The 11,494-nt window shown below is 37.8% G+C and carries 10 protein-coding genes and 1 pseudogene; 3 read left to right on the top strand and 8 right to left on the bottom strand.

Annotated features, from left to right (window positions below):
- Positions 1 to 106 precede the first annotated feature (106 nt).
- The 3 genes and pseudogenes from HMPREF1495_RS14405 to HMPREF1495_RS07825 form a co-directional block, all read left to right on the top strand.
- Positions 107 to 811 (top strand): annotated as a pseudogene (locus HMPREF1495_RS14405) (IS1634 family transposase); the annotation flags it as partial.
- Positions 812 to 1,484: 673 nt separating this feature from the next.
- Entirely contained in the window at positions 1,485 to 1,760 is a 276-nt protein-coding gene (locus HMPREF1495_RS07830; RefSeq protein ID WP_034213514.1) for a GNAT family N-acetyltransferase, read from the top strand.
- 108 nt (positions 1,761 to 1,868) lie between these two features.
- A complete protein-coding gene (locus HMPREF1495_RS07825) occupies positions 1,869 to 2,288 on the top strand; it encodes an RrF2 family transcriptional regulator (protein WP_007594809.1) in 420 nt (139 codons plus the stop codon).
- A 141-nt stretch (positions 2,289 to 2,429) separates the two neighbouring features.
- Here HMPREF1495_RS07825 and HMPREF1495_RS07820 read toward each other — a convergent pair whose 3' ends face one another.
- The 8 genes from HMPREF1495_RS07820 to HMPREF1495_RS07785 all read right to left on the bottom strand — a co-directional run bounded on the left by HMPREF1495_RS07820 (position 2,430) and on the right by HMPREF1495_RS07785 (position 11,477).
- Positions 2,430 to 3,179: an ABC transporter ATP-binding protein gene (locus HMPREF1495_RS07820; RefSeq protein ID WP_034213512.1), complete on the bottom strand. Its 750-nt coding sequence runs from the start codon at positions 3,177 to 3,179 to the stop codon at positions 2,430 to 2,432.
- 11 nt (positions 3,180 to 3,190) lie between these two features.
- Positions 3,191 to 3,967 carry an ABC transporter ATP-binding protein gene (locus HMPREF1495_RS07815; protein WP_034213509.1) on the bottom strand — a complete coding sequence of 259 codons (777 nt, stop codon included), beginning with the start codon at positions 3,965 to 3,967 and terminating at the stop codon, positions 3,191 to 3,193.
- Complete coding sequence (locus HMPREF1495_RS07810; protein WP_034213506.1) at positions 3,946 to 4,734, bottom strand: ABC transporter permease; 789 nt, start codon at positions 4,732 to 4,734, stop codon at positions 3,946 to 3,948. The genes HMPREF1495_RS07815 and HMPREF1495_RS07810 overlap by 22 nt, the downstream gene beginning before the upstream one ends.
- A 1-nt stretch (position 4,735) precedes the next feature.
- Positions 4,736 to 5,521, bottom strand: a complete 786-nt coding sequence (locus HMPREF1495_RS07805) for an ABC transporter permease (protein ID WP_034213503.1) — start codon at positions 5,519 to 5,521, stop codon at positions 4,736 to 4,738.
- Between the two features lie 14 nt (positions 5,522 to 5,535).
- On the bottom strand, positions 5,536 to 6,621 hold the full coding sequence (locus tag HMPREF1495_RS07800) for an ABC transporter substrate-binding protein (protein ID WP_034213501.1): 1,086 nt from the start codon (positions 6,619 to 6,621) through the stop codon (positions 5,536 to 5,538).
- 144 nt (positions 6,622 to 6,765) lie between these two features.
- Positions 6,766 to 8,268 (bottom strand): response regulator transcription factor, encoded by a 1,503-nt coding sequence (locus HMPREF1495_RS07795; RefSeq protein ID WP_034213499.1) that lies wholly within the window; start codon positions 8,266 to 8,268, stop codon positions 6,766 to 6,768.
- The gene (locus HMPREF1495_RS07790; RefSeq protein ID WP_034213497.1) at positions 8,249 to 10,054 is read right to left on the bottom strand and encodes a sensor histidine kinase; all 1,806 of its coding nucleotides are present in this window, start codon (positions 10,052 to 10,054) and stop codon (positions 8,249 to 8,251) included. Before HMPREF1495_RS07790 ends, HMPREF1495_RS07795 begins: the two co-directional genes overlap by 20 nt.
- Positions 10,044 to 11,477 (bottom strand): sulfatase-like hydrolase/transferase, encoded by a 1,434-nt coding sequence (locus HMPREF1495_RS07785; protein ID WP_034213495.1) that lies wholly within the window; start codon positions 11,475 to 11,477, stop codon positions 10,044 to 10,046. Before HMPREF1495_RS07785 ends, HMPREF1495_RS07790 begins: the two co-directional genes overlap by 11 nt.
- Positions 11,478 to 11,494: the final 17 nt, after the last annotated feature.

Below are 11,494 nucleotides of genomic sequence, written 5' to 3'. Positions count from 1 at the left end.
AAAGGATTCTTGCTGTTAAATTTTCTTTATTTTATTGTTGTATTATGTGATATAATAAAGTACAAAACTTTGGTATGACAAAAAATCACAGGATCCCACTTATTTTATTCAAAGAGGAATCCGTAATGGAAAAAAGACCACTACTAAAAATGTAGTTCGTATAGGAAAGCATTCCGAACTTTTAAAGACTACCATCGATCCTCTGGAGTATACTAAAAAGGAGGTCCAAAGATATAACGAGGAGCTGAAAAATAATCAAACGGTAGATTTAAATTTTAAGTTTGACTTTAATGAGAAAATAACATATCAAGATGATATAGTATCCAAGTCAAAACTTTTAAATATCGGATATTTTTTTCTACAACAGATTTATCATGATCTTAAGATAGGATCATTCTTTAAAAGTATCACAAAAGATGTCAAGATACAGTTTGATCCTAATCAGGTAAATAGATTCCTTACCTATTCGTTAATACTTAGCCCTGATTCTAAGCTTGGTACTCATCAAAGTCTTTCCGACTATTATGAACAGCCTGACTTTGGTTATGAACATATCCTTCCTACACTTGATATAACGTACAATCATTACGATGAATATATCTCTCATCTATATGATGCCAGTACTAAGATAGTAAAAAGAGATACCTCTGTATGCTTTTATAACTGTTCAAACTATTACTTTGAAACAGAATCAAATGATGACGACTATGTAGATGCAGTAACCGGTTAGGTAACTAAAGGTTTAAGAAAATATGGTGTAAGCAAAGAACATAGGCCAAATCCTATTGCACAAATGGGATTATTTATGGATAACTTGTAGGATGTGTGCTATATGTTGACATATAATAATTCCCAAGTTCTAACGGCATTAAATGCTATAATGGACCTTGGATTAGATAAGAAATACTACCAGCCAAAAGATTTAAATAAAAAAAAAATTCAACCTAGACGTTCCATACAACATTTTTTGCAAAGAAGAAAAAAGTGGCTAAAGCCTTGTAAATACAGGGTTTTGGGCCACTTTTCTACTATCCGACTGTTGAAGATGGAATACTAGCATAAACATAAATTGCTGTCAATATGATTTGAATGCCCAACATTTACAGAATTCTCTACCCCATGTTATACTTGTTATGTTGCCACTCCTATACTCGGCAGAGAAAGGAGGTGTAACACATGATAGATATATTTTTCTCACTGATTATCTCTATTGTGGCAGGTATAATCTGCCATTATATCTGCAAATGGTTGGATGGAGATAAATAATAGGCAACCGGCCTAAGGTTTAAGCTACCTTGCAAAAAAAGAATAGAAAAAGCCACGAGCTGCAACTCGTGGCTTTTTCGTTTGTAACACTATGATTAAATATCTTTTCTCACTTGTTACATTTAATATACTACAAAAATTTATGTTTTTCAATAGCCCTTGACTTTTCTCTCTCACATGCTACTCTTTACTTAAATAATAAAATTATTGGAGGTACTATGTTTAATATAGCTGATAACAGAATATATATGAATGACGAAAACGGTAAAATGATTGCTGAGGTTACTTTTCCAAATTTGGATGATAACACAATAGTTATTGACCATACATTTGTTGATGACTCTCTTCGTGGTCAGGGCATTGCAGCCAAGCTTATGCTTGAGGTAATAGACTATGCCAAATCAAATAATAAAAAAATAAAGGCTACATGTTCATATGCGGTAAAATGGTTTGAAAAAAACAAAGATGAATACAAAGACCTTTATATAGGATAAATATAAATTGTTACATCACTATTTTCATTTCTGTCTTATTATTCACTTGATTTACCTATTACCTACCTGTATAATAGGATTATAAATTAAGGAGTAGGTGAGAACCATATGAAAATTTCAACAAAAGGGCGATATTCACTTCTTGTTATGATTGATTTGACAGAAAATAAATCCGATGACTTTATACCATTGCGTGACATTGCCAAAAGACAGGATATTTCAGAAAAGTATCTGGAAAGTATAATAAAACTTCTTGTAAAGCATAAGCTTGTTGTAGGACTGCGCGGTAAAGGCGGCGGCTACAAACTAACCGGACATCCAAGCGATATCACTGTGGGTGAAGTGCTTAGAATTGCAGAAGAAAATATAATGATTGATGATGAAGATACCGAAAGTATGTATCGCACAAGCGAATACCGTACTATTGATATGTGGAGTAAACTCTCAAAAATGATAAATGATTATTTTGACAACATTTCCATTGCCGATCTGATAGTAGAGGATCCCGGAAATGACTTTGTGATTTAATACAAAACAAGCTTTAATTTTATGGAGTGTATGACTCATAATTAGCCATACACTCCTATTTAAAATAAACTATTTAGTATTACTCTCTTACTTATTTTCAATCAAAATTACCAAAAAACTTAGTGAGTCTCACTATTTCTTCTACCACCACTTTATCAAGTCCGTAACTTCATTTCTCAAATCCACAAAATCCTTAGCTGCAATATTTCTCGGTCTTTGGATATTATTGAATATCTCTTTTTTTATACCGGTAGGCTTATTTGTTAACACCAGTATACGCTCACCAAGGTAGACCGCCTCTTCTATGTTGTGTGTTATAAAAATTACCGTTGTCTTGTTTCTTTCCCACAGCTTCAAAAGCTCATCCTCAAGCCTGAATCTAAGTTCTATATCAAGCTGGCCGTAAGGCTCATCCATCAGCAAAACCTCCGGCTCGGTGGCAAAAGCCCTCGCTATAACAACTCTTTGGAGCATACTTGCCGAAAGCTGATCCGGATAATAATTTCTGTATTTTTCCAGTCCTACTACCTGTAAATACTCATTTACCTTTTCCTTAGCCTCACTTTTAGGAATATTTTTAATATCAAGGCCGAAGCCTACATTCTCCTCAACCGTAAGCCAAGGCATGGTTGAATATTCCTGAAATATATAGGCGATATTATGCCTAAGCAAGTCCACCGGCTCGTCATTAATCAGTATTTCTCCGCTTGTGGGTTTATAAAGCTTTGTCAAACTGTTTAAAAATGTTGTTTTTCCACAACCCGTGGGACCGACTATGCATAAAAATTCTCCCTCTTTTACAGTAAAGGAAATATCGTCAAGCACCAACAAATCATCAAACTTCTTGGTAAGATGAGTCACCTTTACCTTGTCTTTTCTGTTGTCTTCCAAAATCGTCTCCTTTACAATGATTTATCCATATTCTCTGTTATTTCCTGCCTGTAACTCAAAAACTTCGGATCTACATAGCTTCTTGGATGAGGCATATCAATAATATACTCTTTTTTAATGCAGGACGGACAGTTTGTTAAAAGTATTATTCTGTCTGCAAGAAATAGAGCCTCTTCTATATTATTGGTTACAAAGATAACGGTTCTCTTTTCACTCTGCCATATCCTCTGCAGCTCTTCTTCCATCATATACCTTGTCTGAGCATCCAAATGTCCGAAAGGCTCATCCATCAACATAATCTCCGGCTGATTACAATAAGCTCTTGCAATACCGACACGTTGTCTCATGCCTCCGGAAAGCTGCGAAGGGTAGCTTTTTTCAAAACCGCTCAAGCCTACAAGGTCTATGTAATGCTTTGCCGTTTCACGCCTCATTTTTTTGTCCTGCCCTCTCACTCTTGGACCGAACTCTACATTTCCCATTACACTAAGCCAAGGAAACAGGGCTGTTTTTTGATAAACCACCCCTCTTTCTGGTGCCGGTTTTGTTACCTTTTTGCCGTTTTCTATAACCTCTCCGCTCGTTGCAGACTCAAGCCCTGCAAGTACATTTATAAGAGTAGTCTTTCCGCATTGTCCCGGTCCGAAAAGTACCAAAAATTCATTTTCCTTAACCGAAAAACTTATATCCCGCAAAACCTCGGTCTTGCCGCTCTTGTCATAGGCATCGAACTCCTTTGACACATGCCTGCATTCAAGTATGGTTTTTACATTCCCTGATTGTTCCATGCGCATAATCTCCTTTCAAGCTTTGCCATTCCGGTTGCCAAAACAAAGCCCACCAAGCCTATCGCAAGCATTCCGACCATTATTTGCACCGTTTTTCCGTAAGTCATTCCCATTACTATGAGCCAGCCTACTCCTTCATTTGAATGTACCATTTCCGCACCCACCACGGCGGACCAACCGGCAGTTACCGCTATTTGCAGACCTGCAAATATATACGGCACGGAGGAAGGTAAAACTATATCAAAAAACACCTGTCTTTCCGAAGCTCCCAGCATCCTTGCCGCTCCTATAAGAGTCTTGTCCACATTCTTTGTTCCCTCATAAGTATTTACCGTTATAAAACAAAAACAACCTAAAAATATAATGAAAAACTTACTTTTATCCCCGAGCCCGAACCACAATATAGACATAGGTATCCATGCAAGAGGAGGTATAGGTCTTATAAATTCAAATATTGGCTTAAGTATAGCTTCGGCAAGCTTTGAATATCCCATCGAAACACCGAGGGCTATACCGAGTACGGTTGAAAGCCCGAAAGCCACACCCACTCTGTATAAGCTCACCCCTATATGAGTAAGCATGGTATACTTTCCTATAGGCTCTTTAAAGCTCAATATAAATTTTTCCAATATCAGGGAGGCGGGCGGTAAAAACAGACCCGCTTTTGTAAACTTTGAAACCAGTTCCCACACGATAAGCAAGGAAGAAAAGGCAAGGACTGTCATTATTATGGAAATATTTTTATCTATAAACTTTTTCAAGCTCATATTATTTCGTCCTCCTCACAAATTTTTTCTGTAGTTTTTCAAGTATACTCGACAATAAGTATCCTATTATACCTATCGTCATCATTCCGACAATTATTACATCCGGACGACCGAGCATTCTTGATACCTGTATCATATATCCAAGTCCTTTTGTAGCCGCAAGAAGTTCTGCCGCTACAAGCGCAACCCATGAGGATCCCAGAGCCAATCTGAGTCCGGTAAATATCATTGGCATTGCGGTCGGTATTGCAACCTTAAACAGAAGCTGTCTGTTGCTTGCTCCAAAGGTTTTTGCAACCCATAGATGAACCTTGTTCGTTTGTTTGATTCCTGCATAGGAATTTATCGTAGCACTTATAAAAGCTGCAAAAAATATTATCCCCACCTTGGATTCATAGCCTATACCAAGCCATAAAATCATTAACGGTATCCATGCAAGCGCCGGTATAGGTCTTATGACATCGAACAGAGGCTTTGCAAAAAGCTCGAACTTCCGACTCCATGCCATAGATATACCTAAAGGCACTCCTATTAAAACTCCCACAAAATATCCACCCAGGGAAATTTTCATACTTGATACAATATGCTGTAAAAGGCTCCCTCCGTCAGGATTTACTCCGCCTGTAAGCTTGTATATAAAGGTTTCGAGCACCTTCCCGGGTGTAGGCAGCATCATAGGCGAAATAAGATGAAACACATCTGTTACAAGCTCCCATATAAGCAAAACACCTGCTACAGAACAAAGGGAAATAAGCCTGTATTTATTTTTTTCAAAAAATCCTTTCATCGGTAACTTCCTTTTTATTTATTCTGCTTTATAAATTCATCGTCTATATTTTTGTCAAATTTTTCCATTAAACTTGGCTCCTGCTGTCCCAATCCTACATAAAATTCGCCAAGCTCTCTTGCAAATTTTCCAAGATCTCTGTCCTTCCAATCCTCTCTTGTAATAAAATTCACACGTCCCAAGTCACTTACACAGCTTTCTCTGCTTGTTTCCGTTCCCGCTTCCTTTAAGTACTCAACCAGTAAATCAGCCGCCATTTCCTTATCGGCATTCAAAGCTTCACAAGCTTCCATGATGCAATCCATATACTTTGCAACAATCTCTTTCTTTCCTTCAACGGCTTTGCGGTTTGCAACAACCATATCCACATATCTTGTTCCAAGATCCGCAAGATTTCCTACCTGAACCATGCCGTCTTTTTGTGCATCAAAAAATGTAGGTACATTAAGGGCAACTATATCGCACTGATTCGCCAATAGTGCCTGATAAGCCTGAACGGTATCCATATTTACTATATTTACATCAGTCATACTCAGTCCCAACTTCTCAAGCCACTTAAGAGTTGTAAAATGCTGTGCTGTACCTATAGGAAGTAAAATTGTCTTTCCTTTTACCGTTTCCGCACTTCCGAGTACATTAGGGAAGGACGGATTAGCTCCCTTTGCCTGTGCAATAGGTGAGTCGGGCTTTACAAATACTCCAAGACCGTCTGTAGACTCCAAAACCTCACCTATAATCATCATATCATAGTTTGCCACTCCTGTTATGGATGCAGCTCCCATTGCTCCCACATCCCACAGATTAGCAGCCAAAGCCTCATTCATAGGCGCCCCGGTTGCAAACATCGTAGGCTCTATCTTAAAGCCCGCCTTAACATCCAAACCGTTCTTAATGATGTATTCCGTAGGTAAGCTTGTTATGAAAGGCATTGTCGCCACTCTGAGCACCGGCAAATCACCCGTATTTTCAGCCTCACTCTGCTCAATCTTTTTTGTCTCACCTTCCGCCTTACTTTCGGAACTTCCGCTGTTACCGCAAGCAATTAAAGAAGCTGCCATTCCCACTGCCAACATCATTGCCAAAAACTTATTTTTCTTCATTTTCAAGATCCTCCCAAGTCCTTTTTATTTTATTATATGTTATCAACCCTACTTATACTTTTTGTTTTCTTTACTTTTTTTTCTCATTTTCTCAAATAAAAAAGGAAAGTATTGTTTTTTTTACTTTCCTTTTGTTTTTTGATATTATTCTCTTCTTCTGAACTCATACGGATTGATGCCGTACTTCTTTTTAAAAATAGTGGAAAAATAGCTAACATTGGGATAGCCTACCTCTTCAGCAATTCTTTGTACTCTCAACAGAGTATTTGAAAGTAGATATGCTGCCTGCTTCAAGCGCACATCCGTTAAATATGCGCTGTAATTACTGCCGGTTTCCTCCCTGAATACCCTTGAGAGATATTCAGGATTCAAGTTTACACTTTTTGCAACCTCATCTAAGCTTATTGCTTCCGAATAATGCTTTTTTATATATTCTACAGCCTGCTCCACGCCTTTGGAAATTTTCTTTTTGTCATAATCAAGCTCATCATAAATATAGTTTACAAAATTATCGACAATTTCTTTAACCTCTGAAAACATGTTCGTATTTTTAATCTTACTTTGCTCATCATGAAGCATACAATGTACAAGCTTAAGATCATTTCCTGCAAACCTCATATATGCCATCTCAGCAGCTTGACAACAAAATGACGAAAATTCATCCTGTGTATACACATTTCCCTTCGCTGCCTCTTCCATTTCCATTTCCAGACTTTCTTTAAATTCTCTTCTTGAAAGTGTATAAAGTTGTCTTATTTTCTGTCTGAAGACAATCTTATTTTTTTCTGTAAGCTCCCTTATTTCCTTTGCCGGTCTTTCTGGTGTATAAACCTTTATTTTTTCTTTGTAATACCCAAGTCCCAAAGAATACACCGCCTCTGTAACTGTATCCGCAACATTTACAAGTCTGTCTATCGCAGTACTTATGCCAACCATACAGCAGTTTTCTTCACTGAGCCTTCGTGCATACTCATATGTAAACTTTTCTTTTTTCCCTTCACTTATTCCCCTTGAAAGGTTTCCCAAAATCATATATATAAGATTGTTATACTCAAATTCTACAAGATGATGTACAAAGTCCGCATCGGGAAGAGTAAATCCTTCTTTTATATCCTTCTTCCACAAGGCCACAGCAAAAAGCCCCTCATCTCTCCAGCGTATACCCTCATCCTTCATTCTTTGTATATCACCTTCACTAAGTACTGTGTTTTTAAGCACATCCCTTATAAGGGCATACCTTCTCCCTCCGCTGTCTCCCGCTTCTTCTTTTGTACTATTACCAAGTTTTTCTTTTGCTCTTTCGAGGATCTGCTCCAAGCACTCCTTACTCATCTCTGTTTTTAATAAGTAATCATCTGCACCATAGCGCATGGCTTCTCTTACAAGATCAAATTCTGCGAAAGCGGATAAGATAATTACAAGGCATGAAGGAGAAACTTTTTTTATTTCCTTTAGAAGCTCTATTCCGTTTTTTACAGGCATCTTTATATCCGTAAAAACAATATCCGGCTTTGTCTCATAAAAAAGAGTTAATGCCTGCTCTCCATTATAAGCAGTTCCGACTGAACGAAAATCCTGTCTGTCCACTATGCAATATTCCAGCCACTCGCATATCATCCTTTCATCATCAACTATAAGTATCTTCATATTTCGTACCTTTGATTATAGGTAACCTGATGCTGACACAAGTTCCTACATCTTCTTTGCTGTCTATTGTCAAGCCATATTCTTTTCCGAAGTTTATTTTTATGCGTCCAGAAACATTTACAAGGCCTATAGATTTCTTTGCTTCATCCTCATCAAGGTCAATACGTGCTCTAACCTCTTTTAGGCGACGACTATCCATCCCCTTACCGTCATCACTTATATTTATAAGCAAATCTTCTCCGTCCTTAAGAACCTCTAATACTATGAGTCCTCCCGAATCCTTCGCTTCTAAGCCATGAAAAATCGCATTTTCAACTATAGGCTGCAAAATCAGCGCCGGAACCTGACAGGATTCAAGCTCTTTACTTACTTCGATTTCATAATCCATAATATTGGAATACCTTATTCTTTCAAGCTCTAAATAGCTTTTCGTATTTTCAAGTTCTTCTCTTAAAGGAATCAAATCCCTGTCTGTAGATAAGGTTTTTCTAAGTAAAGCTATAAAGGCTTTTATCATCTTCACCGCCTGCTCATTTTTGTTAAGCTCCGCCATACACTGAATGGAAAATAGGGTGTTATACAAAAAATGGGGATTTATCTGGGCTCTTAAAAAGTCCATCTCCGATTTTCGTTTTTCTTTTTCGTTATTTCTTATATCTTCCAGCAACTCTTTGATTTTCCCGGACATAGAGTTAAAACTTTTTCCCAGAGCAAGCACCTCATTACAGGCATTCTCTTCCTGAACACAGATAAACTCACCGCTGCTTACTCTTTTCATTGATTGACAAAGGCTCGCTATAGGTTCGCTTATACTCTTTGCCTGTCTATATGAAATAAAGGCGGCTGTAAATAAAAAAACCACCATTGATACAGCCAGATATCCGGTCATATTTATCAAGACCGAAAACATTATTTCACAGGGTATCTCCTCGACTATCGTCCAGCCCGTCTGAGAGTCGTAGCAATTTGACAGAAAATAGTATTTCCCCAGCTTTTTTATTATATGGGAACTTCCGTTTCCGTACAGCTTGCGAAAATTTTCGGCTCCTATCATATTTTTCCCAAGTATACTTTTATCCCTCGATGATACGACATTTCCTTTTTTATCAAAAATATAAACATTGCCTTGTGTTTCAAAGCCTGCATACAAACTTTCAAGAACATTTTCATCAACGCTTATCAATATAGTTCCAAGGACATTACCCGAAGCATCCTTTATCTTTGAGAAACCTCCAAAAACATAGGTTGCTTTCTCCTTTTCACGAATAAAGCCGTTCTTATAGCTTACAAAGCTCATATCTCCCTGTTCGTCATAGCTTTTTTTATACCACAGCTGAGTTTTTAAGCTCTCAAAATCATAGCTTCCTTCTTTGTAGGACGAGTAGACAAAACCGTTTTCTCCCTGAATAACTATATCGTACTCAAAGCCTATATCTTTAAAAACAACATCAAAATTCTTTCTCTTTTCATCAAGCTCGGAAACATTTTTTTGAACATTTCCCGCCTCCGTCTGTGATAAATACCGGACCAAATCTGTATTATACTTATACAAATTAATTACTGTTATAAGGTTGTTTTTTATTATATTGGATCTTTCGGATATCTGTTTAAGCACATCTATACGGCTTTGCCCCACCTGCACTATTATAACCTGCTTAACTGCCAAAAGCACCGCCGTTGCCGTAGACAGGGCAATAAGTACAAGCATGATTCCGAAAGCGGAATACAGCTTAAACTTAAGTTCCCCTGTATATTCTTTGATTCTTTTTATAAACCTACTTGCCATTCTCTTTAAGTTTTTCTTTTATGTAATCGTCACAGCTGTGAGACACTTCTCCCTTACTCCATAAGCCTGCCAAATTTATCTGTCCCGAGCCATATACCGCTTCCTTCGCTCCGTCTATTTCCGGATTTACATATTTTAAAAACCATTTTTCAAGCTCATAATCAAGCTTATTTGCAAGCTCCGTGCTCTCATCGGTAGCCTTTTCCATAAGATTGTTTTTCTCTCCGGGATCTTTGAGCAGATCATACATTTCATGAGGTCCGTAAGGATAACGTTTTATAAATTTATATCTTTCACCTCTTATCATTCTGTTCGGACCGTACTCATCCATAACTACCACCGCTCTGTCCTTTGGCAGCTCCTCTCCCCTCAAAACGGGCTCAAAGCTTCTCCCCGGCAAATCAATCTCGGACACATAATCAATTCCAAGATATTCAAGTAGTGTAGGCATAAAGTCATAGGCAGAAACAAGATCTGAGCTCACCAAGCCCTCAGGGATTTTTCCTCTATGGCTTATTATGCAAGGTACTTTTACGGATGATTCATACATATTTATCGGGAATGTCGCATTTCCCTTGCCCCAAAATCCGTGATGCCCGCAGCTGAAACCGTTATCACTCATAAATACAAGTAAGGTGTCCTTTCTTATATCCAGTTCATCCAACAAGTCCAAAATTCGTCCTATATTGTAGTCCATGGCTGTAGTGGCTCCGTAATAGCCTTTTTGGTTTTCTTTTAAATTTTTAAGCACTTCCTTGGTCAAATATATACTGTCCTTATGCTCCCCGTCCATTTTACAGGTCTCAAAAGCACAGTCATCATATAAATCTGTGTATTCCTTTGGATGATTATTAACCCAAGGTGAATGAGGCGCCGTATACCCCACATGTAGATAGAAAGGCTGTTTTTTAGCATATTTTCTTATAAAGTCTATAGCCTTATCGGTTATTATGTCCGTGGCATAGCCATCTTTATTTACAAGCTCCCCGTCCTCATAAAATGGTGCATTGTAATAGGGACCTCCACCTGACTTATGAGCAAACCAATAATCAAAGCCTTTTTGCGGTGTAGAGCTCTTTCCTAGATGCCACTTACCCGACAGACCACAGACATAACCGTTTTTAGACAGGATATCTGTATATCCTGTCTGCCCTTTCAGATACTCGATTTCTTCCTGCTTTTTGTTATCATCTCTCAGCCAGTCATGTACACCATGCTGTGAGGGTATTCTTCCTGTTAGCAATGTAGCTCTTGCAGGTGAACATACCGGTGATGCACAAAAAAAGTTTTTAAATATTATTCCCTCTCTTGCAATTCTATCTATGTTTGGTGTTATTATTTCATTATTACCCGAACACCCCATAGCCCATTCACCTTGATCATCCGACAAAAGTAGTATTATATTAGGCTTTTTTATTTCCATTTTATTCCCCCTTATAT

This window comes from Lachnoanaerobaculum sp. MSX33, from assembly GCF_000512995.1.
Taxonomy (GTDB): domain Bacteria; phylum Bacillota; class Clostridia; order Lachnospirales; family Lachnospiraceae; genus Lachnoanaerobaculum.
Note: the sequence above shows the minus strand (reverse complement) of the source record. Positions and strands in the feature narration are given on the sequence as shown.

Coding starts and splice junctions, on each gene's coding strand:
- HMPREF1495_RS07815 (WP_034213509.1), bottom strand. CDS start 3,967: ATGGAACAATCAGGGAATGTAAAAACCATACTTGAATGCAGGCATGTG.
- HMPREF1495_RS07790 (WP_034213497.1), bottom strand. CDS start 10,054: ATGGCAAGTAGGTTTATAAAAAGAATCAAAGAATATACAGGGGAACTT.
- HMPREF1495_RS07825 (WP_007594809.1), top strand. CDS start 1,869: ATGAAAATTTCAACAAAAGGGCGATATTCACTTCTTGTTATGATTGAT.
- HMPREF1495_RS07830 (WP_034213514.1), top strand. CDS start 1,485: ATGTTTAATATAGCTGATAACAGAATATATATGAATGACGAAAACGGT.
- HMPREF1495_RS07805 (WP_034213503.1), bottom strand. CDS start 5,521: ATGAAAGGATTTTTTGAAAAAAATAAATACAGGCTTATTTCCCTTTGT.
- HMPREF1495_RS07785 (WP_034213495.1), bottom strand. CDS start 11,477: ATGGAAATAAAAAAGCCTAATATAATACTACTTTTGTCGGATGATCAA.
- HMPREF1495_RS07795 (WP_034213499.1), bottom strand. CDS start 8,268: ATGAAGATACTTATAGTTGATGATGAAAGGATGATATGCGAGTGGCTG.
- HMPREF1495_RS07810 (WP_034213506.1), bottom strand. CDS start 4,734: ATGAGCTTGAAAAAGTTTATAGATAAAAATATTTCCATAATAATGACA.
- HMPREF1495_RS07800 (WP_034213501.1), bottom strand. CDS start 6,621: ATGAAGAAAAATAAGTTTTTGGCAATGATGTTGGCAGTGGGAATGGCA.